This window comes from Haloarcula japonica DSM 6131 (genome assembly GCF_000336635.1).
GTDB classification, from domain to species: domain Archaea; phylum Halobacteriota; class Halobacteria; order Halobacteriales; family Haloarculaceae; genus Haloarcula; species Haloarcula japonica.
The window spans coordinates 140,314-167,311 of record NZ_AOLY01000040.1; the positions used below are offsets into that span (position 1 = coordinate 140,314).

General features: G+C 59.4%; 22 protein-coding genes and 1 pseudogene. 15 read left to right on the forward strand and 8 right to left on the reverse strand.

The window, feature by feature from the left end; genetic code table 11:
* Positions 1 to 2 precede the first annotated feature (2 nt).
* Genes C444_RS17385 through C444_RS17395 form a run of 3 tightly spaced genes read left to right on the forward strand, consistent with a single transcriptional unit; the run spans position 3 to position 3,230 of the window.
* Positions 3 to 932, forward strand: a complete 930-nt coding sequence (locus C444_RS17385) for a carbohydrate ABC transporter permease (RefSeq protein WP_004594358.1) — start codon at positions 3 to 5, stop codon at positions 930 to 932.
* A 2-nt stretch (positions 933 to 934) separates the two neighbouring features.
* Positions 935 to 2,083, forward strand: coding sequence for an ABC transporter ATP-binding protein (locus C444_RS17390; protein ID WP_049909588.1), 1,149 nt, complete (start codon positions 935 to 937; stop codon positions 2,081 to 2,083).
* The gene (locus C444_RS17395; protein ID WP_004594360.1) at positions 2,076 to 3,230 is read left to right on the forward strand and encodes an ABC transporter ATP-binding protein; all 1,155 of its coding nucleotides are present in this window, start codon (positions 2,076 to 2,078) and stop codon (positions 3,228 to 3,230) included. Before C444_RS17390 ends, C444_RS17395 begins: the two co-directional genes overlap by 8 nt.
* A 48-nt stretch (positions 3,231 to 3,278) precedes the next feature.
* Here the strand turns inward: C444_RS17395 and C444_RS17400 are convergent, their stop codons facing one another.
* Positions 3,279 to 4,052 carry an SDR family NAD(P)-dependent oxidoreductase gene (locus C444_RS17400; protein ID WP_004594361.1) on the reverse strand — a complete coding sequence of 258 codons (774 nt, stop codon included), beginning with the start codon at positions 4,050 to 4,052 and terminating at the stop codon, positions 3,279 to 3,281.
* 92 nt (positions 4,053 to 4,144) lie between these two features.
* On the opposite strand from C444_RS17400, the gene C444_RS17405 reads away from it, so the two are divergent.
* Positions 4,145 to 5,188, forward strand: coding sequence for a zinc-dependent alcohol dehydrogenase (locus tag C444_RS17405; protein WP_004594362.1), 1,044 nt, complete (start codon positions 4,145 to 4,147; stop codon positions 5,186 to 5,188).
* A 119-nt stretch (positions 5,189 to 5,307) separates the two neighbouring features.
* Positions 5,308 to 5,937 (forward strand): annotated as a pseudogene (locus C444_RS21405) (IS6 family transposase).
* Between the two features lie 85 nt (positions 5,938 to 6,022).
* Here C444_RS21405 and C444_RS17410 read toward each other — a convergent pair.
* The 4 genes from C444_RS17410 to C444_RS17425 all read right to left on the reverse strand — a co-directional run bounded on the left by C444_RS17410 (position 6,023) and on the right by C444_RS17425 (position 9,096).
* Positions 6,023 to 6,541 carry a hypothetical protein gene (locus C444_RS17410; protein ID WP_004594363.1) on the reverse strand — a complete coding sequence of 173 codons (519 nt, stop codon included), beginning with the start codon at positions 6,539 to 6,541 and terminating at the stop codon, positions 6,023 to 6,025.
* Entirely contained in the window at positions 6,541 to 7,533 is a 993-nt protein-coding gene (locus C444_RS17415) for a ParA family protein (protein WP_049909589.1), read from the reverse strand. Before C444_RS17415 ends, C444_RS17410 begins: the two co-directional genes overlap by 1 nt.
* An 877-nt stretch (positions 7,534 to 8,410) precedes the next feature.
* Entirely contained in the window at positions 8,411 to 8,764 is a 354-nt protein-coding gene (locus C444_RS23285) for a DUF7521 family protein (RefSeq protein ID WP_004594365.1), read from the reverse strand.
* Positions 8,749 to 9,096 (reverse strand): helix-turn-helix domain-containing protein, encoded by a 348-nt coding sequence (locus tag C444_RS17425; protein WP_004594366.1) that lies wholly within the window; start codon positions 9,094 to 9,096, stop codon positions 8,749 to 8,751. Before C444_RS17425 ends, C444_RS23285 begins: the two co-directional genes overlap by 16 nt.
* Positions 9,097 to 9,460: 364 nt before the next feature.
* Here C444_RS17425 and C444_RS17430 point away from each other — a divergent pair, with 364 nt between their 5' ends.
* The 3 genes from C444_RS17430 (at position 9,461) to C444_RS17440 (ending at position 14,574) form a co-directional block, all read left to right on the forward strand.
* The gene (locus tag C444_RS17430) at positions 9,461 to 11,401 is read left to right on the forward strand and encodes a COG1361 S-layer family protein (protein WP_004594367.1); all 1,941 of its coding nucleotides are present in this window, start codon (positions 9,461 to 9,463) and stop codon (positions 11,399 to 11,401) included.
* On the forward strand, positions 11,401 to 13,878 hold the full coding sequence (locus C444_RS17435; RefSeq protein ID WP_004594368.1) for an efflux RND transporter permease subunit: 2,478 nt from the start codon (positions 11,401 to 11,403) through the stop codon (positions 13,876 to 13,878). Before C444_RS17430 ends, C444_RS17435 begins: the two co-directional genes overlap by 1 nt.
* A gap of 264 nt (positions 13,879 to 14,142) precedes the next feature.
* Positions 14,143 to 14,574 carry a hypothetical protein gene (locus tag C444_RS17440; protein ID WP_004594369.1) on the forward strand — a complete coding sequence of 144 codons (432 nt, stop codon included), beginning with the start codon at positions 14,143 to 14,145 and terminating at the stop codon, positions 14,572 to 14,574.
* A gap of 153 nt (positions 14,575 to 14,727) precedes the next feature.
* Here C444_RS17440 and C444_RS17445 read toward each other — a convergent pair whose 3' ends face one another.
* The 3 genes from C444_RS17445 to C444_RS17460 all read right to left on the reverse strand — a co-directional run bounded on the left by C444_RS17445 (position 14,728) and on the right by C444_RS17460 (position 19,105).
* Complete coding sequence (locus C444_RS17445) at positions 14,728 to 15,438, reverse strand: YqjF family protein (RefSeq protein WP_004594370.1); 711 nt, start codon at positions 15,436 to 15,438, stop codon at positions 14,728 to 14,730.
* A gap of 853 nt (positions 15,439 to 16,291) precedes the next feature.
* Positions 16,292 to 17,740 (reverse strand): enolase-like domain-containing protein, encoded by a 1,449-nt coding sequence (locus C444_RS17455; RefSeq protein ID WP_004594372.1) that lies wholly within the window; start codon positions 17,738 to 17,740, stop codon positions 16,292 to 16,294.
* A 216-nt stretch (positions 17,741 to 17,956) separates the two neighbouring features.
* Positions 17,957 to 19,105 carry a Gfo/Idh/MocA family protein gene (locus C444_RS17460; RefSeq protein ID WP_004594373.1) on the reverse strand — a complete coding sequence of 383 codons (1,149 nt, stop codon included), beginning with the start codon at positions 19,103 to 19,105 and terminating at the stop codon, positions 17,957 to 17,959.
* A gap of 154 nt (positions 19,106 to 19,259) precedes the next feature.
* Between C444_RS17460 and C444_RS17465 the strand changes: the two genes are divergently transcribed.
* From C444_RS17465 to C444_RS17495, 7 genes are all read left to right on the forward strand, one after another.
* On the forward strand, positions 19,260 to 20,369 hold the full coding sequence (locus tag C444_RS17465) for a Gfo/Idh/MocA family protein (RefSeq protein ID WP_004594374.1): 1,110 nt from the start codon (positions 19,260 to 19,262) through the stop codon (positions 20,367 to 20,369).
* 151 nt (positions 20,370 to 20,520) lie between these two features.
* Positions 20,521 to 21,288 carry an IclR family transcriptional regulator gene (locus tag C444_RS17470; RefSeq protein ID WP_004594375.1) on the forward strand — a complete coding sequence of 256 codons (768 nt, stop codon included), beginning with the start codon at positions 20,521 to 20,523 and terminating at the stop codon, positions 21,286 to 21,288.
* Between the two features lie 446 nt (positions 21,289 to 21,734).
* Positions 21,735 to 23,018: an ABC transporter substrate-binding protein gene (locus C444_RS17475; protein WP_049909591.1), complete on the forward strand. Its 1,284-nt coding sequence runs from the start codon at positions 21,735 to 21,737 to the stop codon at positions 23,016 to 23,018.
* Positions 23,019 to 23,255: 237 nt separating this feature from the next.
* Complete coding sequence (locus tag C444_RS17480; protein ID WP_004594377.1) at positions 23,256 to 24,101, forward strand: ABC transporter ATP-binding protein; 846 nt, start codon at positions 23,256 to 23,258, stop codon at positions 24,099 to 24,101.
* The gene (locus C444_RS17485; RefSeq protein WP_004594378.1) at positions 24,098 to 24,946 is read left to right on the forward strand and encodes an ABC transporter permease; all 849 of its coding nucleotides are present in this window, start codon (positions 24,098 to 24,100) and stop codon (positions 24,944 to 24,946) included. The genes C444_RS17480 and C444_RS17485 overlap by 4 nt, the downstream gene beginning before the upstream one ends.
* Before the next feature lies 1 nt (position 24,947).
* Positions 24,948 to 25,820: an ABC transporter permease gene (locus C444_RS17490; RefSeq protein WP_004594379.1), complete on the forward strand. Its 873-nt coding sequence runs from the start codon at positions 24,948 to 24,950 to the stop codon at positions 25,818 to 25,820.
* A gap of 112 nt (positions 25,821 to 25,932) precedes the next feature.
* Positions 25,933 to 26,943 carry an amidohydrolase family protein gene (locus tag C444_RS17495; protein WP_004594380.1) on the forward strand — a complete coding sequence of 337 codons (1,011 nt, stop codon included), beginning with the start codon at positions 25,933 to 25,935 and terminating at the stop codon, positions 26,941 to 26,943.
* Positions 26,944 to 26,998 lie beyond the last annotated feature (55 nt).

Consider the following 26,998-nt stretch of genomic DNA (forward strand, 5'->3'; position numbering starts at 1 on the left):
CAATGGCCAGCTCATCATCCGACCAGACGTTCGACGTGGCATCGCTCGTCGAGGACTACAGCCTCTACCGCATCAGCCAGTACGTCCTGGTCGTCCTGTTCATCGGGTTCTTCCTCGCGCCACTGGAGACAGGCCTCATGACGGCGTTCAAGACGAACCGCGCCGTCGCGGAGACCATCCCGCTCATGCCGCCGCTGGCCGAGGGGTTCACGCTCGACAACATGACGTTCGCGCTGGACGCGCTCTCCGGTGCGTTCTTCAACTCCCTGTTCATGGCGATCCCGGCGACGATCGGGAGCGTCCTGTTCGGGAGCATGGCCGCCTACGGCCTCACGATGGTCGATTGGCGCGGGCAGCTGGGCGTCCTCGTGTTGTTCCTCGTCGGTATCTTCCTGCCGTACCAGGCGGTGCTGGTCCCGCTCGCGCGGTTCTGGAACAACATCTTCCCGCTCGCGTCGATGGTCGAGCCGATCTTCGTCGCACTCCCGATCCTCCAGAGCTATCACGCGAACCTCGTGCCGCTTATCATCACCCACATCGCGTACGGGATCCCGATCTGTACGATCCTCTTCCGGTCGTACTACCAGGGGCTCCCGACGTCGTACGTGGAGGCGGCGAAGATCGACGGCGCGTCGATCACGAAGATCTACCGCCGGATCATCCTGCCGATCTCGAAGCCGATGTTCGGCGTGGTGTTCATCTACCAGTTCACCCAGATCTACAACGAGTTCCTCTTCGCGTTTACGCTCATCACCGGGTCGGACACGCCCGAGGCCGTCGTGACGCTGATTCTCCCGGCCGTGGGGGCATCGACCTCCGGCGTCGACTTCGGCATCCGGATGTCGGCGGCGTTCCTCGCGGCGCTGCCGACGCTCATCATCTACGTCGCGTTCGCTGAACAGTTCGCGAAAGGACTGAAGACTGACGCATAACAATGGGACGAATAGAAATCTCACACATGACGAAGCGGTTCGGCGACACGACGGCAGTCGAGGACCTCTCCCTCGACATCCCCGACAGCGAGTTCCTCGTGCTGGTCGGGCCGTCGGGCTGTGGCAAATCGACGACGCTACGGTGTATCGCCGGCCTGGAATCCCCGACCGAGGGGAGCATCTACATCGGCGGCGAACACATGAACTACCGGGTGCCACAGAACCGGGACATCGCGATGGTGTTCCAGGACTACGCGCTGTACCCGCACATGACCGTCCGGGAGAACATCCGGTTCGGCCTGGAGGAGGAATCGGGGTACACGTCTGAAGAGCGCGACGCGCGCGTCGAGGAGATCGCAGACCTGCTCGGCATCTCGTCGATGCTCGACCGGAACCCGGATGAACTCTCCGGCGGCCAGCAACAGCGCGTGGCGCTGGGTCGGGCTATCGTCCGGGACCCCGAAGTGTTCCTGATGGACGAGCCGCTGTCGAACCTGGACGCGGAGCTTCGGGCGCAGATGCGGACCGAGCTCCAGCAATTGCAGAACCGGTTCGACGTGACGACGGTGTACGTCACGCACAACCAGACGGAGGCGATGACGATGAGTGACCGTATCGCCGTGCTGAACAAGGGCAAACTCCAGCAGGTCGGCGAACCGCTGGAACTGTACCACGCCCCGGAGAACCGGTTCGTCGCCGGCTTCATCGGCGAGCCCTCGATGAACTTCGTCGAGGGCCGACACCGGAACGGGACGTTCACCAGCGAGTTCTTCGAGTACCCCTTCGACAGCGGGATCCGCGACGACGTCGGCGACACCAGCGACGTGGTGCTCGGCGTCAGGCCGGAGGATATCGACCTGAAACGGCTTCCCGAAGGTGGGTCGAGCGGCCTCGCGGACCACGAGTTCCGGATGACCGTCTCCGTCGTCGAACCCCACGGCGACCGGAACGTCGTCCACCTCCGACACCCCGAGGACGCGTCGGAGTCCGAAACGATACACGCACTCACTCCGGGGACCACCGTCGTCGATGCGGGAACCGATGTGGTCGTGTCGGTCGATCCGGACACCGTCCACGTCTTCGACGCGGCCACCGGCGAGGCGTTACACAACCGCCGTCTCGAATCCGAAGTGGAGGTGCACAATGTCTGAGCTGTCCCTCGACCACGTGACGAAGGTGTACCAGGACGACGACGAGGAGATCGTCGCCGTCGACGACATCTCTGTCGACATCGAGGACGAGGAATTTCTGGTACTCGTTGGGCCGTCGGGCTGTGGCAAGTCGACGACGCTTCGGATGATCGCCGGCCTCGAGACCATCACTGAGGGCGAAATCAGGCTCGGCGGGACCGTCATCAACGACGTGGACACGCAGGACCGCGACATCGCGATGGTGTTCCAGTCCTACGCCCTGTACCCGCATCTGACGGCCCGCGGGAACATGTCCTTCGGGCTCGAAGAGTCGACGGACCTGCCGGATGCCGACATCGAGGAGCGCGTCGAGGAAGTGGCGTCGATGATGGGCATCGACGACCTGCTTGACCGCAAGCCGGGGGAGCTCTCCGGCGGCCAACAGCAGCGGATCGCGCTGGGGCGGGCCATCGTTCGGGACCCCGAGTTGTTCCTGATGGACGAGCCGCTGTCGAACTTGGACGCGAAGCTCCGGGCGGAGATGCGGACCGAGCTCCAGCAGCTCCAGCGACAGCTCGGCGTGACGACGATCTACGTCACCCACGACCAGACGGAGGCGATGACGATGAGCGACCGCATCGCCGTGATGGACCAGGGCGAACTCCAGCAGGTCGGCGAGCCGCTGGAGCTGTACCACGATCCGAACAACATGTTCGTGGCCGGCTTCATCGGCGAGCCCTCGATGAACTTCCTCCACGGGGCGTACAGCGACGGAACGTTCGTCAGTGACCTGTTCGAGTACCCGCTTGGGCGTGCGATCGAGGACGCGGTTTCCGGGACCTCGGAACTGGTGCTCGGCATTCGGCCGGAGGAGATCGAAGTTCTCGACGACGCGGCTGTCGGCGACGACCCGGCACACGAGTACGAGATGCACGTCACCGTCGTCGAGCCGATGGGCGACCAGAACGTCGTCCACCTCTCGCGCCCGGGGACCGACGACATGTCCGACAACCTCGTCGCCGTGACCGAGGGCCTCCGGGACGTGGCCGAGGACAGCACCGCGACGGTCCGGCTTCCGTCCGACGCCGTCCACTTCTTCGACGGGGCCACCGGTGTATCGCTGCACAACCGACAGCTCGACCTCACCGAAGAGACGCTTCGGCTCTGAGGTCAGTTGGAGGCACTCGGTTCGTGCGGTGAAAACAGTACTGCGGGCTTACAGCGCGCTGTCAGCGAAGCCGCCGTCGACCGTCAGCACCTCGCCCGTCACGTACGACGAGGCGTCGCTGCCAAGGAACACCGCGGCCCCGACCATCTCTTCGCGCTCGGCGACGCGTCCGGCGAGCGCTCGCTCGTCGATCTTGGCCCGCTTCTCCGTGCCTTCGGCGTAGGTCTCCTTGTTCTGTGGCGTGATGACGAACCCAGGGGCGATGGCGTTGACGCGGATACCCGGCGCTAACTCCTTGGCCGACGCGCGAGTGAAGGCCTCGACGCCGCCCTTGGCCGCGGCGTAGGCCGGCAGGTCGGCCATCGACAGGCGGGCGGCGAGCGACGAGATGTTGATGATCGAGCCGTCCTCGTCCATCGCGGGGGCCAGTTCCTGCGTGACACGACGGACGCCGTCGAGGGCCACGTCGGTGACGAAGTCCCAGTCGTCGTCGCCGATGTCGAGGATCCGCTCGCGGGAGATCGCGCCCTGCGAGGCGACCACTACGTCGATCCCGCCGAACGCCTCGACGGCCGTTTCGCGGAGCTGTTCGAGCGAGTCGGCGTCAGTCACGTCACAGGTGACCCTGGCGGTGTTTCCACCCCGCTCCTCGATGGCGTCGGCGGTCTCGGCGACCGCGTCCTCGCTCCGACTCGTAGCGATAACGTCCGCGCCCTCGGTGGCGAAGCCAAGTGCGATAGCCTGTCCGATCCCGCTAGTCCCGCCGACGACAACGGCTCGCTTGTCACTGACCGATACCGGCGTGTGTTCGTAGGCAACCATACCCGTTCAGTGGACGCTTGCACACAATACGCTTTTGGGATTATGCAGCGAAATCCCATAGAATTATACGGGCTGCTGTCCACCTCATCTCCATGCGAGGATTAGCTAAAGTTAGTCGTACCAGCGGCGCAATGGATTTTATCGACCGAAGCCGCCCGGAGCCGGCTGCCGACGAGGCGCTCGTCGAGATCGACTACGCCGGGCTGTGTGGCAGTGACGCGGGGATATACGAGTTCGAGTCCGCGTTCGAGCGCATGGAACTCCCGACGGTCATCGGCCACGAGTATGCGGGCCGCGTCATCGAAACCGGGGACAACGTCTCGAAGTTCGCCGTCGGCGACCGGGTCGTCGAGCGGCCGATCCGCGGTTGTGGCGACTGTTACCAGTGCGAGATCGGCTCGGCGAACGTCTGCCAGGACGCGGTCATCACTGGCGTGGACCACGATGGCGCGTACAAGCAGTTCATCACTGTCCCGGAGCGCGCGCTGCACCCCGTGCCGGACTCCGTGCCTCAGCAACACGCCGCCGTCGTGGAGCCGACGAGCATCGGCGCGCGGGCGGTCATCGAGAACTCCCGCGTCTCCCCCGGCGACCGCGTGCTGGTCGAGGGCCCCGGACCGATCGGACAGCTGACCGCACAGATCGCCGCCGCACAGGGCGGCACAGTGACCGTGTCGGGCGTCGGCCCGGACGCAAACTACAGGCTGCCACTGGCTGAAGAGTTCGGCTTCGAGACAATCAACGTCGCCGAGGACGACTTCGAGGCCCGCCGCGACGAACAGACGGACGGCATCGGCTACGACGTCGTCTTCGACACGACCGGCCATCCGTCGGGGCTGCCGTCGGCCGTCGACGCGGTCCGGAAGGGCGGGCAGATCGTCCTCGTCGGCCAGACCGGCGAGACGACGATGGAGTACTCGCCGCTGGTCCGTTCCGAAATCGACCTCCAGTGTTCCTACGCGTCGATGTACGAGGACTTCGAGCGCGCGCTCAGGCTCATCGACACCGGCGACGTGGACTGCGAAACGTTCATCGACGACCGGTTCTCCCTCGAAGACGCCGACGAAGCCTTCGAGTCATTCATCGCCGGCGAGACGTGCAAGCCGGTGTTCGACGTGTCTGAGGTCTGGGAGTGAACTGCGGAGAGTCGGATTGTAGGTCGGTACTGTAATCATCGTCTGCTGATAACTCATCTCGGATTACCGCAGTGTTTAGTTAAGCATGAACAGTGAGGCGGGAGACTTTTCCGTGGTTCATACCTGTATTCACCCGCCTCAGCGGTAGTAGCGACTGGATTGATTTTGATTTTGTAGAGCGGCTCGGACACCCAAGTTGTCGATGGCGCTGGGTATTCAAGCGCATGTTGCGTGGCTGTCGCTGTCGAATACCGTGGCGTTACTCGATACGTTGGGTGACTAACGGTCGCGGAAAGCCATCCACCATTGGGTCCAGAAAGCCGATTTACAGCCAGAAGCTGGGCGATCTCCGAATCAAATCGCACCCGACGAAATAGTGATCGGATTACCGATCAGCAGTTCTGGCTGTACGTTGCCGCTGATCCCCCAGACGAACGGCCTGCTTCTCCTCCGGCTTTGTTCGACGACTCCCACCGTTCTCACGGAAGTATTTCTCCGCGAACTTCAGCAAAACCACGATGTCGAAACTGTTGTTCGTCGTCGGCGCTCAACACCTCCAAGCAGCACTGCAACGGGCCGGCCTCTGATTTCGGATACGTCACCACGGAAATCGGAACGCTATCGGGCGAATCTTTCGAGAACTAAAGCGACGAACTTCGTTCCTCTCAAATTGCTTCAGCCACGCCGAACCAGAAACAGCCGACTATTGGTTGACGAGTTTCACTCGCTGGCACAATGCTACAAACTGAACACTACAATTGAGAGACAGCAACTTTATTCACTCGAAAGGCTGGACCAACGACTTGCATCTCGTAATTCGGTCGTCTGTTACGATTAATCGAGTTCTCCGTATCCGTCACCCCTCATGAGCTCTGCAACGTCTTCTACGTTGTCGAACGCCGCAAGAAGCGCATACTCACGGGCGTCCGTCTTCGAGATGTCGTCTGCTCCGAGCTCTGAAGCAAGCTGGCTCCGAAACTCCGCTTCCCGCGAGACGACTTTATCGCGGGCGAAGAGTTCGAGACGATTGTCCCGTTCGTCCCCAACGTTACTCCGACGCACGAAGTATGGATACTGGTGGCTACTCGTCTGGCGTGGTCCGGTATCGTTGGCGGTTGCGGCGCTCATCGTATTCTCTTCGTTGGTACTCTTCACTTCCTTCGCTTCTGAGGAGTCCCCGCTGTCATCTACTTTTTCAGAGGTGCCTTCCTTGGGCTCCTGATCATCCCCCTCCTCGTCCGCGATCTCATCGATTTCCTCATTGGCTTCCTCCGGCTCGTCGTCTGCTTCTTCCTCATCACTATCTCCGAAGCTGAGGTTACCTGATCCCGACTTGAAGGAATCGCTCCCCATTAGTCAGCCACCTCCGGTTCAGCGGTAAGGTCAAACTGCATCGTCTCTGTTCCATAGTCGTCGATATCTAAGACCAGTTCATCCTCAACGTCGACATCGAACGTTTCAGTCGCAATGAATCCCGCCAGTTGCCAAAGTTTATCGAGAGTATCGAGCTCACGGTCGGGAACTCTGCGCTCCCCTTTCTTCGAGACCATCTCGCCGTCTTCTTCGTAGGTCTTCCACCGCTCCTCTACTACTTTGAACGCAGAGCCACGGGCTTCCCACATGGCGTCCATCAAACTTTCTCGTGACCCAATAGAGACTGGCGTTGCGAAGGCGTCTGTATTTTCGAACTGATCCCGATACTGCTTGTGGGCGTTCGTCTGGCCGACTCCGGATGGGACCACGCACGAAAGCCCGATTTCGATATCCAGCGCAGTCTCCATGTTTACGACCATCTCTTCGAGACCATCAAGGCTTAGACTCCCTTTTCCAGCTGGCTTGACGGGGGCTACCAATGTCCGAAGTGCGTAGATAGCATTGTAAAGGAGATCTTCAGCGCGTGCGTTGGGGTCAATGAGGACCGCGTCGTACTCCTCGTTCAACTGCTCCTGCTCCCAAAGCAGATCATAGAGAAGTTCAAACCGGGGATACTCATCTCGGGAAATCCCTTTCATTCCTGTTTCGTAGGAAATCTTCTGCTCAAGGTTGGAAGTGAAGTCCCCCAGCATATCGTGACTCGGGATGATGTCAACACCTTCCTCAGCGGTCTCGATGAGGTCGTCGAAGTCCCCGTCTGGCATTTCGAGAATGTGCTTTACGAGATTGTCAGCAGCCGGGTCTCCACGGTTTTTCCCGACATCGAAGAGCGAGGTGAGGTTGCCTGTTTGTGGGTCCAGATCGATCACAAGGACGTCCAGTCCCATTCGCTCGAGCCCAACCGCGAGATTCGCTGTCATGGTCGTTTTGTATGTTCCTCCAGACTCAGCGTAAACGACGGTCGTTATCATATGCTCCCTCATTCGTTCTCCTGTTACATATATCTGTGTCAGACATTCGGGGCTGTTGCCTGTGACGGTTGTCTGTACCAAACATCTGTAACACCAATCCGTATCAAGACCGGTACCAGATTGCGCCCGATCTGGGATACTTGTCTGTAACAATCAACTGTAATAGACATCTGTACCGAATGGCTGTGCCGGATATGCGTGCCAGATATTTGGCACAGATATGTGTCTGAATGACCTCTTTCTGCCAGTTCGCACCGATTCCAGAACAGAGATTTGTTACAGATAGCGACTACATCTTTTGGCCTGTAATCAGTTCGATTACAATTAACTGTGTAGTCACCGGAACCGCCTTCAATGCAATCTGACCACCACTCTTCTACGTAATCAGCGATATGCTGATTAACAGAAGAAGGGTTGTCGTAGACTACGGGCAGAACTGTCGGTCATAACGAACGATATTTCAGTTATTGGTTTATCTCTTGATAAACCTCCACTCGACCATGGTTGGCAACTTCTAATTTAGTGATCACTGTAATCTTAGACTTGTTCTCCCCGGAACTGTTTTGTTTGTCAGATTCAACTTTTTAGATAAATTATCTGCTTTCTCAACGGACCGTTCTTCAGGATTCAGTTTTTTAACCATTGAACGTACTGATATCGTATCCGTACCTACTCTCTGCGTCACAACCTACAGGATAGTAACCTGATCTCTTACACGTAATCGAGTTGTTGAGGTCCGATTTTCCGATATACGTACCGGACTGTACGTTACTTATTTCTCCATCTGTCGTATCTATTCGAAAAGACGCCGTTCCGTGAGGGAGGGGGGAAACAGATCGAGTTGGAAAACTGGTATTCACACTGTTCCGGTGTCAAATCACGAGTGACTTCGTAGTGAGAGAGAATAAATTATCAACCCGATTCCGACGATTTCGATGATATTACTCAGCAACGGCGCGTAAAACGTATACACGATAAGTTCGCTTCTGAGTGGAATCCCGATAGCCGGGATAATGAGCGATACCAACGGTGAAATGACGGTAATGAGCGCAAGACCGATAGCGAGAAACAGCATCTGGCGCCGTTCATTTCGAATATACCCCTGGTACGCCTGATGGACGAGAAATGCCCCCATCGCAATAGCGAGTAACCCGACCAGTAGAAGAATGAGATAGTACGGAGGAATCAACGAGGGTTTAAGCTGAAGCGGTTGCATTAGAGTTCTCCCCATATGTTGGTGAAACGGTCCGCCATCTTCTCCGCTGGTCGTTCTTCGATGTCGATTTTGAGTTCATTATTCTCCAGTTCGATTGTGAGTCGCCTGAGCCGCGCCTTGTAGACACTGTGGTGGTGCCCCTCCTCTTCGAACTTGGTTTGCTCTTCGAGGAGCCCGCAGTCGATAAGGCGCTCAGTGCGTCGGTAAATCGTCGGGAGCGAAGCGTCACACTCGTCACTGAGCTCCTTCGCGGATTTTGCGGTCGTGTCCGTCGCCGTGAGGATCGCACGAGCATATTTGTCGTCGAGGAGGGCATAAATCTCGCTCGACTGCGGATCCTCACTCACACATAGCTTTTCTCACGGGCATCCTTGGTATGATTGCTGATTTTCTGACTCTGAAAATGTGCTCACCCTATTTGCAGACGCTCGAAAGCACCGTTTCACAGTACCTGTCGTCTCAGCCCAATTATCGGCCCCGTCCATATCTCGAACAAGTGAATTCCGATGCTACACCCGACAGCAACGCAGTTTTTCCGGCGCAGAAAATCTGGACGTCTGTTTACTACTCCCCATTGCATCTATTTTCCCGTGAGACGAGAACCGTTGCAGCACACACTTCGCAGCCGACATCAACAGACGATACAATTGCCTGGATTCTATAGAATGCGAGCCTGTTCACCCCCATCGAGGCCACAGGGGAGGATACACAATGCAGCGTAGCAGTATTGCGAGTGTCATCTTCGCTGCTGTCGTGGTGTCGGTTGCGAGTGGTACCGCCGTCGCCGCTGTGACCGGAAGTCCGGCCATCGAAGTCGCACTCGCAGACAACACTGTCTCGCCGGGTGAGGAAACGACACTCGATGTCGTGCTCTCGAACAACGGTGAGCTCGATTCCGGTTCCAGCACGAACCCGAGTCTGAACAGCGAGGTGACCACCGCCCGTGGTTTGACTGTCGGTGTCAGCGACGGCGACGAACCGATATCGGTAACGACCTCGCGGCAGCTCACCGGAGATCTCGCCACGGGCGCATCGCAAACAGTGTCGTTCGATATCAGCGTTGACGACGACGCCAAATCCGGCTCCTATCGCGTCCCCGTCAAACTTGAGTACGATCACTACAGCTACGTCTCCGAGGGGACGGGCGCTCGCGACTACGAGAGCAAGTCCCAAACTAAGTACGTCACTGTCCGAGTGAGCGACGACGCTACCTTCGACGTGGTAAATGTCGACTCCAACGCGCGTGTCGGTTCGACCGGCGGCGTCGAACTCACCGTTCAGAACACCGGAGAATCCGCCGCGACCGACGCTGCAGTAGCGCTGACGAGCCAGAACGCCGAGTTCACTGTCGGCGGCGGTGAGCAGAGTTCCCGGTTCGTCGACTCGTGGGCGGTTGGCGAGAACCGAACCTTCAACTACCGCATCGGCGCGAGCGGCGATGCCGACCCCGAGCCGTACAACTTCGGACTCTCGGTCGCCTTCGACGACACCGATGGTGTCCGAACAGAGTCAGTCGGTAACACGGTCGGCATCGCTCCCGTACCTGAACAATCGTTCGCGGTGGTCAACACCTCCTCGACAGTACCCATCGGTAGCACCGGGGAGTACGAACTGACCCTTCGCAACACTGGCCCGGTCACCGTCGACGACGCGACGGTGACGGTCACCGCACAGAGCAGCGACATCACATTCGGCGAAGCCAGTTCCACTTCGCAGTTTATCGGAGAGTGGAGTCCCGGCGAGGTCCGAACGGTAACTGTCGACGCAACGGCGAATTCGAACGCCGAGGTCCGCTCGTACGCGATGTCGGCGTCTGTCCAGTACGATGATCTCGAGGGCGACACGGGTACCGACGACGACCTTTCGCTGGGTATAGAGACGACACCGAAACAGAAGTTCTCGCTATCGGGTGTTTCCGGAAAGCTACAGGCAGGCGGGGACGGCACGCTCGAAGCCACGCTCACCAATGATGGCCCCCGGACCGTCGAAAACGCCGTGGTCAACTGGGAGAGTGACCACTCCGCTCTCTCCCCACAGGGAACCCAGTACGCCGTCGGTAATCTCGAACCCGGCGAGTCGACGACCGTGGATTTCGGCGTCGACGTTTCTGATAGCGCCCGTGCGGGACCACGGCAGTTCGACTTCACGGTCGGTTACGAGGACGACAACGGCGACCAGCAGGCCAGCGATACGCTATCGGTCCAGTCCGATATCGCTGCCGGCGAAGACGAGTTTGGTCTCGCGGTCGGAGAACGAGCCATTACCGTAGGAGAATCGCGGGTTGTCTCGGTCGAAGTGACGAACAACCTCAACGAGACGGTTACCGACGTTGAGGCACGGCTGTTTGCCGACGATCCACTCAGCATCAGCGGATCGGATACTAGCTACATCGAGTCCTTAGAGCCCGGTGAGTCCACGACACTGGCGTTCGAGGTATCGGCGGCATCTGCCGCGACAGCGGGAAGCACGTATCCGATGTCATTTGATTTCCGCTATACAGATACCGATGGGAATACCCATCTGTCGGATACGTTCAGGAAGCCACTCGATGCGACTCCCCAGAGCGGCGGTGGGCCGCCTATCGCACTCATCCTGGGGCTGGGAGTAATTGTCATCGGTGGTGTCGCAGTCGTCTACTGGAGGCGCGACTGATGTCACTGGCGGACAGGGTTGAAACGGCGACCGAACTCCTCAATACGACAATCGTGGACCGACCACGAGCGGTTATCGTCGTATTTCTGCTTCTTACAGGCGTCTTCGTCGGCGGGCTAGGGTCTGTACAGGTGAGTGCTGGCGGACTTGATGCGTTCACGGACGGACTACCTGAACAGGAGGCCGAAGACGAAGTCACGGAGAATTTCGAGGGTCCGTTTCAGTCGGACACGCAGGACACGACGCAACTCATCCGGACGGATAGCAATGTTCTGACCAAACAAGCACTTGTCCGTGACGCACGCCTTCTCGAACGCGTTGGGGAACGTGCTGACCTCCGGATGGAGTCGGCCAGTGGTCCGGCTCCGATTATCGCGCAGCAGCTAAACCCGTCAGCGACAACGCCGGAAGCATACCGGCGAACGCTCGAACGTGCGTCCCGGACCGAAATCAGACAGGCTGTTCGAGAGCTCGAAGATGAATCCCGGCTTACCGGCTCGCTGTCAAACGATTTCAACCCAACTAGTGTCTCGGCGTCTGCATCAATCACGACGGTCTCACACGACTTCCCCGTGAGTTTCGACGATCTAACCGCTGTCCAGACGGACATTCAGGCGATTGCTGACGATGGACCCGGCGACGTTCGTGCGTTCGGGTCCGGGACTACCGAATCAGAGATACGGCAGTCCATGACGGATTCGCTTACGATTGTGATGCCAGTGGTGATACTGCTGTTACTGTTCTTCCTGGTGGTCGCGTATCGTGACCCCATCGACGTACTGCTGGGACTGGTCGCGCTCGTGATGACGATTATCTGGACGTTTGGATTCCTCGGGTACGCCCGGATTCCGTTTAGCCAGCAGATGATCTCAGTCCCGGTGTTACTGCTTGCTGTTGGCGTTGACTTCGGTATCCACATCATCAATCGCTATCGGGAAGAGACAGAGCGCGGGTTCACAGCGGTTGAAGCGATGCGAGAAGCGAACGACCAGCTCATCGTCGCGTTTATTATCGTGACTGTGACAGCAGTGTTCGGGTTCGGTGCGAACGTTATTTCTACGCTTGCACCGATTCAGAACCTGGGCATCGCTTCAGCAGTTGGTATTCTCTTCACATTCCTCCTCTTTGGGGTGTTCTTACCCGCGGCCAAGTTGGTGAGCGATGACCTGCGCACGCGTCTCGGCGTTCCGGAATTCAACTCCGCTCCGATTGCGTCGGAGGATTCAGTCCTCGGACGAGTGCTAGCGTTTCCTGCACAAGTGAGCCAGTACGCCCCTACAGTGATCGTCTTGGGGTTACTCCTGTCTGGTGGCGTAATGGGCGCGTATGGGTCGGGCGTCGGGACCTCGTTCGAAAACGAGGACTTCCTTCCGCCCGAAGAGATTCCGGCCTACCTCACAGAGTTGCCTGAGGCGGTCAGTCCAGGTGAGTATACGGTCACGTCGACGATCAACTTGCTCGATGACAAATTCGGAAGCAGCCAAGGCAGTACCGTGACAGTATATGTCCAAGGGAACCTCAAGCAAGACCACGCTCTCGAAGCCCTCGCCGCCCCGAACGACAACCCTCCAGAGCCACTTGCAGTCGGACCTGGCGGGCAGGCAGAGACACAAAGCATCGTAACTGTCATCAAATCCCACGCGAATCAAAACGAAGAATTCGCCGAATTAGTCGCCCGAAACGACCAGAACGACAACGGAATTCCCGACCAGAATCTCGACCTGATTTACGACGAACTGTTCTCGTCCTCGGCGAGCGACCGGGCCGAACAGTACCTCACTGAGGATTACCGGTCCGCGCAGATCGAGTATCGGACTGACTCCGACGCCTCACAGACAGAGGTGACAGCCGGAGGGTCTGCGATGGCAGACAGGCTCCGGTTCGAAGCGACGGCCACGGGGAGCGTCGTCGTCCTGGCCGCGGTAATGGACCGCATCTTCCAGTCGGCGATTCAAGGACTCGTTATGGCAGTCGCACTGACCGCTGTATTCCTCGTGCTTATCTACGGCATCTTGGAACGGAAGCCACTGCTTGGAGTTGTCAATATCTTCCCGATACTGGTATCGATTGCATTCCTGCTCGGGACGATGCGATATCTGAACATCACGCTAAATGCACTGACAGCGACGATTCTCTCTATTTCGGTTGGGGTTGGAATCGCCTACTCGGTGCATACGACCCACCGGTTCATCGACGAATACGATGCGGCGACCGGTGCCCACGAGGCAATGATGGTCACGCTGACGGGAACTGGTGGCGCACTATTCGGAAGTATGCTGACGACGGCGTTGGGGACCGGTGCCCTTGCACTGGCCATCACCCCGATTCTCGGCAATTTCGGCGTCCTGATCGGCCTGAGTGTCACCTATTCGTTCCTGGCAGCGGTGGTCGCACTCCCGCCCGCAGTGTTGCTCTGGGAACGACTGCATCAGTGGGACTTCGAGCTACTGGCTCGTCTCCGGCCGGTAATGTCGTGATACACCGTCGATATGCTATCTTTAGATGTGATTATAGGGTACAATCTACACGGAGCATCTCGAAGACGGCTATCCGGATGGTGCCCGGCACCTGATCCAGTTTCTCTACGGTCCCTCAACGAACGGTGACGGGACAGTCGTCCTCGCGGCGAACAGGCGATAGGCCGGACCAAGCCGACTGGTTCCGTCGTCGTTACAGTCGCCGGTGGCAGGTCGATGGAATCCCCACACCCAATATCCCCCCGATGAAACGTCTGTCTACCGATGATCCCCGACCTCGCTCTTGTAGCCGGATTCCTCATCTGTGGTACGTTCACCGTTGTTCTAGGGACCGTTCACTTCGCAATGCCGTGGCTACTGGACTTCGACGGTGCGATACCGACCGATGGCGACTCGTTGCGTCCGCTCACTCTGTTTGTCGTCACATACCAGACGAAGCGGTCGGACGTCCGCGGGATTGCACAGATAATGAATCACGCCGTCAGCTACACTCTCGTTTCTATCGGGATTGTCGATCTGCTCGCATCGCGCTGGCTTGCGGCGTGGTTCGCGCCGTACCTGCTCGCATGGATCGCTGGCTGGTGGTTTCTCCGTGCGGCGACACAGCGGCACATGGGATCCCGACCGGGCGATTGGCTGGTCGCAGCCGGGTTCACGCTCATCGGCCTGTTCCATCTCGCGGTCGCTATGGGGTAGCGGAACCGGTGGCTGACGTCTTCGTCGGAGAGCATACTGGTCTTTCCGTCCGAATCCGTTGTAACGGCTGCGACGACGTGGGACAGGGAAGTGCGGAAGCCGTCGAACAACACGACTGCATCGTCCAATGCGATACCCGTATCGGTATCCGTCTTACCAGTCATCTGTGTCCTCCCGCAGCCGCTTGCTCCGAGATGCGACGACATCCAGCCCTGGGCTGTAATAGTATCTCGGCTCCGCGTCCGGGCAGGCAAAGCCGTCTGCCCGCAACAGCGTGTCGGTTTCGACGGTCGCGGTGGCTGGGTACAGCGTCCACGCGTCGTGATCGACATCAGTGTAGCGGATCGACCCGTCAGGTGCTTCGGTGTAGAAGCGGTAGCGCTCAACGAGAAACTCCGCCAGTGGGTCAGTAGGCGCGTCGAACGGTTCGCCAGTCGGCCAGTAGGTGGCCTCGTAGCGGCCGGGACGGGCACCGGGATGTTGTCGCCGGCTCTCGAACCGCACGCGCCCGTCGTTCATCTCCAGCGCGATCCGGGCGTAGTAGTACGGAAGGTGGTGAAACAAACGAGCACCAGTGACGCTGGCAAGCCCCTGGGCGTCTAGGCTGAAAAAGTAGACACTCGGAACGCCGTCACGCGTGACGTACGTCCGGACGTTGATCTCCGGAAGCCGCACGCCCAGCGCCTGGGGAACTCCCTTCGGCCGAACGGCGACGTTCGTGAATGGGATCACTGAGAGCCACGCGCTCCCGTCGTGACGGTCCGCGGTGAGCGACGCAGGAAGATGGGCGTCCATCATCTCTGGATCGACCGGCCAGTTCTCGAACAACAGGTGACGCCAGCCCATCTCCAGTGGAACGACCATACAGCATAGTTAGGGTCACCGACAAAAATCACCTCCGTTACACTCGAAGGATCGGCACGTCTCATCGGTGCGACGCGGTTCGAGGCGTTCAAATATATGTCACTGTCGATGGCAAAACCAGGACTGATCGCTGTTGCGCTGTTTTCCCTACGCAGTCTCTTGGAACGAGTACATCATCCAAAGGTGCTGATGTCGGAACGTGAACTCTGGCCTCTGACTGTCGGGCTGTTCGCGCTTTCTGAGAGACAAAGGGACTTCTGTGGACAAATCACAGCTGTGAGTGTCCTGCTCGTCTTGCCAGCATTCGTCTTCTTCCTCAGGCAGTCCCTTCTCGAAGAGCCCCGGACCATTGGGGTCTGACCAATCCCCAGCCGAATCACTCTCCTTGTTAGGTTACGTACTGATATCGATCTGAGTGAGAGAGTGAGTAGAGACGGTCCGACCTGAAATTATGTCAACAGCGTTCAGACTCGCTAATAGATTCAGAGAACGATTGTATTTCGGAGCCCAATCATATATTAGCCCTATACAAGAAGATAAATTCAGATATAATATCTAAAATCTCTAATTTACACTAATATATGGTAAAATAAATCGAAATAGGGTGTATATAGTACCATCAAACTCTGATATGGAGCTATTCATGTCGATACCGTGTTGGTTGATCGTGAGTTTGACAGCCAGCATCTGTTGCTCCTTTGTGTTACCACTGCTACTGAGCATCGAGTGGCACTAACAGCCGTTAGTGATATATAATATTCGTATTGACAATTCATGTTAGCAGCACCTGATAGTAGTGAACGGTGGTAATTCATCAGGAGAAGTACGGTGTGAGAACACTTCGATTGTCGTTTCAGGCGTGCAACCGGTCGAGCCACTCGTTGACCGGGGTGAACTCATCGGTATCGAACGTAGCCCCGACGCCGAACGGCGCGTCGACGACTGAGGTCAGGTCGAGTCTTCCGTCTTGCACGTCAAGCGTCGGGAAGCCATCCTCGTGACGGCGGTAGAGGTCGCCATGGGCCTCCAGGACCTCGTTCTGTACCGATTCGGGGAACGCATCGAGGCCCCGGAAGTAGTGGTGCCCGTTCCGTTCGACGTGGTCGGCGCTGATGGTCGCCGTCACTGCAAGATCCTGTAGAAGCTCCACCGGGCCCACAGTTGTCAGATCCTCGACACTCAATACGTATTGCTGGTCGGTGTCGGTGCGGTTGCGATAAGCGATCAGGCAGGCGTTGACCACGCCCTTGAACACGCCCTTGCAGTTCTTGTGACTCGTTCCGGCGTACCCGTACTCGAGGGCCGTCCCAGCGCTGTCGATCCGCCCGTCCGACTCGTCGATGATGATCGGCGGAGCGTCGTCCCACCGTTCGAGAACGTCCTTCGTCGCGGACGTGAACGCGTCATCGCGAGCAAGGGGTTGTTCGACGTAGGTGAGTCGTTCGAAGAGGTCCGCAAGGGCGGGCTCGTCAGCGTGAGACGTCCACTGGCGTTTGAATTCCTTGACGGACTCGTAGCCTTCGTTGGCGTCGACTGTACATCGGTATTCCGTGACGCTAAGATCGGCGAGCAGCTCGGCGATCTCCACGAGACGTTGGCGGTCCCGCTCCACGTCCGCGGAGAGCTTTATTTTGAAGTGGCTCACGTCGTCCTGGCGGACGTACTCCGCGAGCGTCTGCGGGAGACCGTCATCGAGGCGGGACTCGGGTGCTAAGTCATTGTCGGTCAGGGGGTCTTCTTGGCCGACAGTGTGGCGTATCGCGGTGGAGGTCAGCGGTTCCGCCGGCAGGAGGTCGGCAGGTTCGTACGCGGAGAGTTCCTCGTAGATGCGACCCAAGTCGATGCCGAGTGAGTTCTCCCTGACTGCATCCGCGAACGTGGTGTCCTTCCGCCGGCAGACGGCCTCGATCAGAGCTTGCTCAACGAGGCTGACCCCGTATGACCACAGGAGTGGCGGGTGGTCCGTTCCGCTCGCCCACTCTCGCTGGCGCTCGTACAGCGACCACCAGCAGGCGAAGGCGGTTGGCGCTGGCTCCAGCCTCCGTGCGTGGTCCACACCTGCCCGGAACACCTCGATCATATTGGTCAGGCCGTCGGCGAGGCGCATGTCCGGGTCCTTATAGAACCATCCGGGGATCAGGCCCCCCATCGCGGTCCCGGTCCGAGTCTCGCCGTCGATCTCAGCATCTATCCGGAGGAAAACTTTCGGAATCTCGGTGACTTCGACGTTACCGAAATGAAACGGCATCCGCGTTTCGAGGTCGAAGACACGAACTTCTGTGTCCGTAACTGAGACTGTCATACCAGCAAAAGATTCCAGACCATTTTAGTACTTTCTTCTAATCGTCGCCGATGGGACGGCTACTCACTTACCGCTGGCTGTCGGGATGAACCCCGGGGTCCGGTCACCGTACTGTCCACTATCGGCGTCGGCGATTCCGAACGGCACGAGTGCTCCACGTGGCCGACACCGTCCCGCTCCAGTGCCTGTACGCTTCGCCAGGAGTGACCGCCGACATCAGAGCTCCAGTTCGGGGACCTCGATCCGTCGGCCCTCGTCCCAGGACCGATAACTCGCCTCGGTCAGCTGCACGCCTTTCGCACCCTCGCGGAAGTCCCAGGGGAACGGTTCGCCCGCGACGACGTGGCGGATGTATTTCGCCCACTGTTCCTTGAACGCGTTCTCGAACACTTGGTTGTTCGGGACGTCCTCCCAGTCGTCGTAGAAGTCGTGTTCGTTCGGCGTGTCGGGGTTCCACTCCGGCTTGGGGGTGTTGGAGTGGTGCTGAGTCTTGCACTCGCGCAGACCCGCGACCGCACTGCCCTCGGTCCCATCAACCTGGATCTCGAGCAGATCGTCCCGGTTGACGCGGACGGTCCACGAGGAGTTGAGTTGTGCAACGACGTCGCCTTCGAGTTCCATGATGGCGTAGGCGGCATCTTCCGCGGTGGCCTCGTAGGCCTCGCCGTTCTCGTCAACACGCTCGGGGATGTGGATCTTTCCGAGACAACTGACCGTCTCCACATCGCCGAAGAGATTTTCGAGTACGTAGCTCCAGTGGGAGAACATATCGTCGATGATCCCGCCGCCGTCCTCAGCACGGTAGTTCCACGACGGGCGCTGAGCGGGCTGAACGTGGCCCGTGAACACCCAGTAGCCGAACTCGACGCGCACCGAGAGGAGGTCGCCGAAGAAGCCGTGATCGATGAGCCGCTGGAGCTTCATCAGCCCAGGGAGCCAGAGCTTGTCCTGAACGATTCCGTGCTTCACGTCACTCTCCTTGGCAGCTCGGGCCACTTCCTTTGCTTCGTCGAGGTCCGTCGCGAGTGGTTTCTCGCAGTAGACGTGCTTGCCAGCATCGATAGCATTCAGGAGGGCCTCAGGCCGACGCGGCGTGACCTGGGAGTCGAAGTAGATCTCGTCGTCGCCATCCAGCACGGTTTCCAGTTCGGGGTCGACCGCGTACCGGTCGACGTCATGTTCCTCACACAGCGCCTGCAACTTCCGCTCGTTTCGACCGACGAGAATCGGGTCGGGGACGACCCGCTCGCCGCCGGGCAGTTCTACGCCGCCCTCCTCGCGTAGCGCCAGAATCGACCGAATGAGGTGCTGATTCGTCCCCATCCGACCGGTGACGCCGTTCATGATGATGCCAACGTCTTGCATAGCGTATTCCGTCAACAAAACGAGGTGCTTCAAGTCTTAATAGCGTTTCGGTCACCCACGTCCACAGGCCGGTCTAGTCATCCGTGGCCCGGGTTCGGTGCACGGGAGGTCCGCAACCCGTACTTTCTTGTACTATCTCTACCGATTTTCTGACATGCCTGCGAAAATTGGCTACGTTGGCGTCGATCATCACCACCGTGACCCCTACTTTTCCGTTGCGAGCGGTCTGGACCTCGACGTGACTGCCGTCTGTGAACCCGGCCGCCGCGTCGACGTCGAGAACCTCACCGCGATGGACGAGCGACCGGACGAGGTGACGACGGAGGGCCAGAACGTCTCGGATCTCGTCGCCGGCGCGTCCGTGTACGAAGACCCACATCGCCTGGTGGCCGAAGCGGATATCGATGTCGTCTGGATCACGTATCGGAGTGACGAAACGCCGGCCATCGTTTCGAGCGCCGTCGACGAGGGCGTTCACGTCGTCAGCGAGAAACCGATTGGACGGACCGCTGCGGACCTCGAGTCCATCGCCACGCGGGCGAACGAACGGGGCGTGACCGTCGCACCGACGATGTACTACCGGAAGAACCCGGTCGCGATGGACCTCCGCGAGCGCGTCCAGAACGGCTTTTTTGGCGACATCTGGACCGTCGAAGGTCGATTCAACGCAAGTCAACTGTCCTACCGCGACACCACGCACTACATCTACGACTACGAGACGAGTCGCGGCGGCGCGCTCCAGTGGGTCGGTCCCCACTGGATCGACATGATGCCGTGGATCCTCGACGACCCCATTGACCGGGTCAACGCTCAGTTCCACGAAGCGGCGGACGACCCCCACGCTGACGTCGACCTCGGTGGCGTCGTGCAGTTCGAAACCGAGGGGGGCACGCTCGGCACGTACCACTCTGGCTACTACCTAAGCGACCGCGGGAAAGACACGCACTTCGGTCTGTACGGGAAAGAAGGGCAGGCTCTCACGCCGGTTCATCACGACGCGCTCCAGCACGAGCCGACCATTCCGCTCGAACTGACGTCCGAGGACCCCGAATGGTCCGCTGCGCCCACGCGAACAATCGAGTACGAGTTCACATACGACCGGTTCCCGGCGTGGGGCGACTTCGTCTACGACTACTTCCAGGCCTTTTTTGAAGGCTACGAGACCGGAGACGTGCCGGCGACTGTCGACGACGCGGTCCAGTTACTCCGGGTCCTCGACGCGGCGTACGAGTCGGCCGAACGCGACGCCTGGGCCGATGTCTAAAGCGCTGCTTCAGGGGAGGAATACGGAAAACGAGTCGTCAAAGCGAGCGGCGCGTCTGCGACCCGGACTCGTCACCGCCTATTGACTGCAGTGACCGGCACTGTGTTCGAATATCCCGAACTTTATACTAAGCGGTCCCCATAACAAGCATATGGACCGCGACACTGGATCGAAAACCCTGCAGACTACGGCGACGTCCATTGAGATTCTGGAGCTCCTCGAGGAAGTCGACGGGGCCGGCGTCAGCGCTGTCGCTGAGCGGATGGACCTCCCCAAGAGTACCGTCCACGGACACCTCGCTACCCTGGAAACGAAGCAGTTCGTCGTCAAACGCGGCGATGTGTACTACCTCGGCCCGGAACTGCTCCGCTTGGGCAACCAGGTTCGGACCCGCAAGGAGGGTTTCATCCTCGCCCGGGAGTACACCGAGCGTCTCTTCGACGAGGTCGGCTTCCGCACGACGTTCGCAGTCGAGATGGGCGGTCAGGCCGTCTTCATTCACACTGCGTCGGGCAATAAGATGGGGTGGGCACACGAGCGACTCGGCAACAGACTCTACCTCCACAACACGGCTATCGGGAAGGCGATGCTGGCGGCCATGCCTCGAATGCGAGTCGAACAGATCCTCGACAACTGGGGGATGCCACAGGAGACTGATCACACCATCACCGACCGGGACGAACTGTTCGCAGAACTCGAGCAGATACGCGAGCAGGGCTACGCCGTCAACCACGAGGAGAATATAAAGGATCTGTACGCTATCGGCGTCGCGGCGACGGAGCAGTCCGGGTCCGTCATCGGCGGATTCAGCATCACCGGCCCGAAACACTCCTTCTCGGACCCGGCCCGAGAACGACAGTTGGCTGACGTCCTCACGGAACAGGTCAACGAGTACGAACTCGAACTCTCTCTCGCCTGATTCTCCGGCGCTCAGAACCGGACGCGGCGGTCGCGCGATCAATACTGTTCGTTCGATCCTCACGAACATTAAGACAACAGTAAGTGGATAACGGGTGTACATATGTTATTATGTATTCTCTGACCCTCTATCTGCGCATTCTTCACGAAATATAATTTCGATATATGCGAACATTATACGTATCTTCCTGAGTCGACGCCCTCGCTGCCCTGACCGAGGCGATGCCCTGTGGTTTGGCGAACCGGTTGCGCGATGATGTTTGTGATTGGCGGGATTCGGGACGGATCGCTAGGACACCAATAGGCCTCGGCTATCAAGCACCCGAAGATAGCGTGAACCGCCCGCTTCCGGCGTGAACGGGTGAGTTCTGCGCTGTGGCCATATGTGAAATATCGATATTTAATTAACAACAATACTTATGTAATATGAGTGAATCATTCTACTATATGCCTGATCGAGAACCAACTGCATCCGAAGAACGAATTATCGACGACCTAGACGCCGTATTACCGGGCGAAGTCGACCGACGAAAGTTCCTGCACGGCACCGCCGCGACCATTGGCGCGGCGATGTTCGCCGGGTGTTCTGGTGACGGCGGCGGTGGCGGTGACGGCAACAGCGGGGGAAGCACACCGACAGAGGCCTCCGGCGACGGTGGGAGCACATCGACCGAGGCGAACGGCTTCATGGACGAGACGGAGGCCGTCTTCACGACACCCTGGAAGATAGAGCCGTCGTGGGGTCACACGCACGTTGCCGAAGGTCGAGGGTACTGGGAGGATGCCGGCGTCCCGAACATCGATGGCGTCCGCGGGAACGGCTCGGACACCGAATCCCAGAACATCGGCACCGGTAACAAGCCGATGGGCATCGCGTCGATGACAACGGCACTCAGCGTGTATCCAGAGACGGACAACACCGAAGCGCTGGACATGAGCATGGTCGGTCTCGCCCGTGGGCGGCCACTCCTCTCGCTCATCTGGCGCAAGGATATGATGGAGGACCGTGGCGACATCGCTGGCAAGACGATCCTCGCTGCATCCGGGTTCGCCGCGGCGACGATCCAGGTTTACCCGAACCTCGTCGGCGTTGACCCGAGCGACGTGACGCTCCAAGAGGGGACCGAAGAGGTCGCCGCGCCGCGGCTCGCCAACGGCGAAGTCGCCGCAGTCTGGGGTTCCATTGACCTCCTACCCGTCTATCAGGAAGAGGTCGACGCAGAACTCGGCGTCACCCCACTGACGGCCTTCGGCGGCTTCCCCGGTTTCCCCATCTGGGTGAACAACAGCTGGTACGAAAACAAGGGGAACGCGCCAGAGTTCATGGGTCAGGTCATGACAGGCTATTTCAAGGCCATGAAGTGGGGGCTGCTCAACCAGTCGGCGTTCCTCGACTACCTCAAGAACGAGGTCAATCAGAATCTCCAGACCTGGACGGAAGAGGAACTCACGGGCCAACACGAGGTGAACTGCGCCCAGGCCGTCACGCTCGATATGAAAGACGAGGGCCTCGGCTACTTCACCGAGGACGGCGTCGCCAACGTGCTTGAGAACGCCGGACCGGCGCTCGTCGACAACCCCGACGCGCTCCCGTCCGCGAGCGAGATGGTCATCTCGGAACCCTGGGAGAACACCGAGAAGGTCACCTTCACCGACGAAGAATGGAATCAGCTCGGAGAGACAGCCGGTATGGTCTGGGACCTGTTCGAAGAGGCGGAGTCCGGCAACTGAGGGCTCAGCTACGGGCCGACCTTCGCACGGAAGGGGTCGTCAACCCACCCTTCCCCCTCTTCGATGCGGTGCATCGATGAGCGATTCGATGGCGGAACTGTGACGTGACGGCGAACAGCACCCGATTTACCGAATCCTCCCGGCGCTAGCGAGACATCGTAGGGGGATGGGCCGGAAACAAGTAACTCTACTGAACAGTTACGTTTATGTGGCACGGAAAAGCACCAACAAATAGTAATGAATAATAAGATAGAACAGCAATCCAGAACCGACGACACCGAGTCCGTGGATTATACGATTTCGTTCGATAGCGTCGACAAAGTCTATGGTGCGGATACCGTCGCAGAGGAGTCCGTGGTCGCGTTGGAGGACATCGATCTGGACGTGGAACGCGGGGAGTTCGTGTCGGTCGTTGGCCCCTCCGGCTGCGGGAAGACGACACTGTTACACATGGCCGCAGGCATCCTCGACGCGACGGACGGCTCAGTCCAGATAAACGGTGTCGACGTCCAGAGCCCCCAGCACGAGCGCAAGGAAGTCGGTCTCGTCTTCCAGCATCCGGTCGCTCTGGAGTGGCGGACAGTCCGGAAGAACATCATGCTCCCCGTCCAGATCCTGACGGAGAACGGCGCTATCGACAAGGACATGAGTTACTACGAGGACCGGGCCGACGAACTCCTCTCACTCGTCGGGCTGGAAGGATTCGGTGACTCCTACCCCAACGAACTGTCCGGCGGGATGCAACAGCGGGTCACCATCAGCCAGTCGCTGATCTACAATCCGTCAGTGCTCCTGATGGATGAGCCGTTCGGGTCGCTGGACGCGATGACGAAGGACGAACTCAACCTCGAACTGCTCCGAATCTGGCGCGAGACGGAGAAGACAATCCTGTTCATCACCCACGACCTGGATGAGGCGGTGTTCCTCTCCGACCGGGTCGTCGTGCTTTCGCCACGTCCGGGAGAAGTTGCGGACGTCATCGATATCGACCTCGACAGGCCCAGAGACGAGGACACGCGAGGTACCACCCGATTCGTCGAACTGTCCGCCGAACTCCACAAGCACTTCAAGAGCCTGCAATGATCGGGAGCGCCGTGCGAAAACTGGGCGACGGGATTTCCGGCGGCGGCCGGTTTAGCATTGACAGCGACAGAATCACCCGCTGGACGCTCTCCGCGTTCGGCCTCGTCCTGCTGATCGCGTTCTGGGAAGCGGTTACGACGGTCCTGTCGCTCAACCCGAAGTACTTCCCCGGGCCGATGGGCGTGGTGACCGAACTCATTCGCATCTGGCCGGCTATCGTCGCTGCTCTGCCGAACACGCTCTCGGCCGCGTTGGTCGGGTACCTGCTGGCGCTCACGCTCTCTATCGTCATCGCGATTCCGCTCGTCGCGAGCGACCGCCTCCTGAACGCGCTGATGCCGTTCATCATCGGAACGAACACCGTCCCGCGTATCGCGATGACCCCGCTCGTGATCTACTGGGTTAGCTTCTACAGCGTCTCGATGCTCTACCTCGCGAACTACGTGATGGCGGTCTGGGTCGCGTTCTTCCCGATGCTGATCGCCGCCATCGACGGGTTCAGAAGCATCGACGAGGACACCGAGAACATGCTCGAGGTGTACGGCGCGACGACCTGGCAGGAGTTCAAGTACGTTCGGTTCAAGAACGGCCTTCCGTTCATCTTCGACGGCATGAAAATCGGATTCGTTCTGGCGATGATCGGAGCGGTCGTCGGCGAGTTCGTCAGCGGGACCTTCGGTATCGGCTCGCAGGCCGCCTCGGCCATCGGCCGGACGAGCATCGCGCGGGCGTTCGCTATCGTCCTCGTGCTTGGGCTGATCAGCACTGGTGTGGTCCTGATTGTCTACCTGATCGAGAGCAAGATGATCTTCTGGCGCGAATCGTCGATTATGGGGGCCGAATAACATGTCGGCACTCTCCGAACGGCGGCTCGCGCTGGCGAAACGGTGGATCAAGCGTCAGTTCCCGACGCTGGTTACGGGCATCCTGTTCATCGTCCTCTGGGAGGGCATCGCACGCGTCATCGGCAACAACCGCATCGTCGCTGACATCGGGTACACGGTTAGTTCACTGCAGGCGCGGGCCGACACCATCGTCGTGCGTGTCTCAGAGACGTTTTCCTCGGTCGTGGTCGCCTTCATCCTGGCAGTGGCACTGGGCGTCCTCCTCGGCGTGATCATTGCCGAAATATACACGCTGCGACAGATGACGATGCCCCTCATAATCTTCGCATACGCCGTCCCGCACCCGGTGCTCGCGCCGATGTTCATTATCTGGTTCCTCGTCGGTGGCAGCTTCACGCTGTTTACGTTCACCGGGCCATCGGCGTACATCTTCCCGGCCATGACCGCCGCCGATGCGCAGATAGCCATTGGCATCAACGGGGTCAGCACGTTCGGTGCCTGGGTCGGCTTCTTCCCGGTGTTCATCAGCACCATAACCGGAATGAACGAACTTGAGGAGCGCTACCAGCACCTCGGAACGGTACTCGGTGCGAGCCGCTGGCAGATGGTGAAGTACTTCCGGTTCTGGCGGGCCCTGCCCAACATCGCGAGTAGCATCAAATCGACGGTGCAACTCTCTATTGTTGGCGTCATCGTTGCCGAATTCATCGCCTCGTCGTCGGGTATCGGCTACCAGATCATCTTGGCTTGGAAGACCGGTGACCTGGGCTACATGTTCGGTGTCGTCCTGGTCATCATGCTGGTCTCGTACACGTTCTTCCAGCTCGCAGTCTGGACCGTGAAGTACGTGACCCCGCCGGGGTCAGTCACCTGACGCTCCGGCGGACCGCCTACTCCCCTCGTTGAAATCTCTCCGCGAAGTCACCAGAGACCTGCTGGCCGCTACGTGGGGAACCTTTAGGCCGATTCGGGCCGATCATGGACGTATGCGTATCGACGTACACAACCACTACCTGCCGGAACCGTTCGTTGACCTCTTACTGGACATGGACACTCCAGTGGGACTCGAGACAGACGGGGACCGGCTGTATATGCGCCACCAGTTCTCCGGGACGGCGAGCGTCGCGTCCGGGAACCGCATCCCGGTCAACGAGGGGTTCGTGGACATAGACGCCCGCATCACGTGGATGGACGAGTATGATATCGACCGGACGCTCGTTTCCGTCTCGACGCCGAACCCGCTGGCCTCGGCGTTCACGACCGACCAGTCGACGCGGCTTGTCCGTGCCATCAACGACGGTTTCGCGGACGCGGCGGCGACCTCCTCGGACCGCCTCACCGGGCTGGGCATGCTCCCGCTTCGAGAGCCAGAGGCAGCCAGGGCGGAGGTCAATCGCATCGCCGACGACCCGGGCCTCTGTGGCGTCGCGCTACCGACCGCACTCCCCGATGGCAAACTCTCCGCCCCCGAACTGAAGCCCGTCTTCGACGCCATCGATGACCACGACCTGACGGCGTTCATTCACCCGCACGGTAACCGGCTCAGCGAGATACTCGACGAGAACGAATCCTTCCTCAATCCGCTCGTCGTTTTCCCGACGGATACGACGCTCCAGGTCGCTCGGCTTATCTACGACGGCTTCTTCGACGACCACGATTTCGATGTCGTCCTCTCGCATATGGGCGGTGCCTTGCTCCACCTTGCCGGGCGACTCGACCGGGGACGGCGGGAGATAGACGACCCCGCTGCGCGGCCCGACCGACCCATCGTCGAGTACCTGGAGGAGTTCTACTACGACACCATTTCCTTCCACCAGCCCGCCTTCAACGCGGCGGTCGAAACGGTCGGCGTCGACCACTTCGTGTTCGGGACAGACTACCCGTTCGATGAGGAAGACGTGGACACGGCGCTGGCCGACATCAACGCCGTCGTCCCGGACGGGGCGGACCGGGAGCGCGTGATGGGAACTACTGCGGCGGACTTGTTTGACCTGTAAGCGCGGCCGTATCGGGCACGGATGGTTTTGGGAGCGCACGACATACCGGGGCGTG

What these genes read in the sequence shown, in the direction of transcription:
- C444_RS17395 (WP_004594360.1), top strand. Translation starts at nt 2,076, where the DNA reads ATGTCTGAGCTGTCCCTCGACCACGTGACGAAGGTGTACCAGGACGAC.
- C444_RS17440 (WP_004594369.1), top strand. Translation starts at nt 14,143, where the DNA reads ATGATCCCCGACCTCGCTCTTGTAGCCGGATTCCTCATCTGTGGTACG.
- C444_RS17445 (WP_004594370.1), bottom strand. Translation starts at nt 15,438, where the DNA reads ATGGTCGTTCCACTGGAGATGGGCTGGCGTCACCTGTTGTTCGAGAAC.
- C444_RS17405 (WP_004594362.1), top strand. Translation starts at nt 4,145, where the DNA reads ATGCGAGGATTAGCTAAAGTTAGTCGTACCAGCGGCGCAATGGATTTT.
- C444_RS17435 (WP_004594368.1), top strand. Translation starts at nt 11,401, where the DNA reads ATGTCACTGGCGGACAGGGTTGAAACGGCGACCGAACTCCTCAATACG.
- C444_RS17485 (WP_004594378.1), top strand. Translation starts at nt 24,098, where the DNA reads ATGATCGGGAGCGCCGTGCGAAAACTGGGCGACGGGATTTCCGGCGGC.
- C444_RS17470 (WP_004594375.1), top strand. Translation starts at nt 20,521, where the DNA reads ATGGACCGCGACACTGGATCGAAAACCCTGCAGACTACGGCGACGTCC.
- C444_RS23285 (WP_004594365.1), bottom strand. Translation starts at nt 8,764, where the DNA reads ATGGGGAGAACTCTAATGCAACCGCTTCAGCTTAAACCCTCGTTGATT.
- C444_RS17490 (WP_004594379.1), top strand. Translation starts at nt 24,948, where the DNA reads ATGTCGGCACTCTCCGAACGGCGGCTCGCGCTGGCGAAACGGTGGATC.
- C444_RS17410 (WP_004594363.1), bottom strand. Translation starts at nt 6,541, where the DNA reads ATGGGGAGCGATTCCTTCAAGTCGGGATCAGGTAACCTCAGCTTCGGA.
- C444_RS17475 (WP_049909591.1), top strand. Translation starts at nt 21,735, where the DNA reads ATGCCTGATCGAGAACCAACTGCATCCGAAGAACGAATTATCGACGAC.
- C444_RS17495 (WP_004594380.1), top strand. Translation starts at nt 25,933, where the DNA reads ATGCGTATCGACGTACACAACCACTACCTGCCGGAACCGTTCGTTGAC.
- C444_RS17390 (WP_049909588.1), top strand. Translation starts at nt 935, where the DNA reads ATGGGACGAATAGAAATCTCACACATGACGAAGCGGTTCGGCGACACG.
- C444_RS17415 (WP_049909589.1), bottom strand. Translation starts at nt 7,533, where the DNA reads ATGATAACGACCGTCGTTTACGCTGAGTCTGGAGGAACATACAAAACG.
- C444_RS17465 (WP_004594374.1), top strand. Translation starts at nt 19,260, where the DNA reads ATGCCTGCGAAAATTGGCTACGTTGGCGTCGATCATCACCACCGTGAC.
- C444_RS17430 (WP_004594367.1), top strand. Translation starts at nt 9,461, where the DNA reads ATGCAGCGTAGCAGTATTGCGAGTGTCATCTTCGCTGCTGTCGTGGTG.
- C444_RS17385 (WP_004594358.1), top strand. Translation starts at nt 3, where the DNA reads ATGGCCAGCTCATCATCCGACCAGACGTTCGACGTGGCATCGCTCGTC.
- C444_RS17400 (WP_004594361.1), bottom strand. Translation starts at nt 4,052, where the DNA reads ATGGTTGCCTACGAACACACGCCGGTATCGGTCAGTGACAAGCGAGCC.
- C444_RS17455 (WP_004594372.1), bottom strand. Translation starts at nt 17,740, where the DNA reads ATGACAGTCTCAGTTACGGACACAGAAGTTCGTGTCTTCGACCTCGAA.
- C444_RS17460 (WP_004594373.1), bottom strand. Translation starts at nt 19,105, where the DNA reads ATGCAAGACGTTGGCATCATCATGAACGGCGTCACCGGTCGGATGGGG.
- C444_RS17480 (WP_004594377.1), top strand. Translation starts at nt 23,256, where the DNA reads ATGAATAATAAGATAGAACAGCAATCCAGAACCGACGACACCGAGTCC.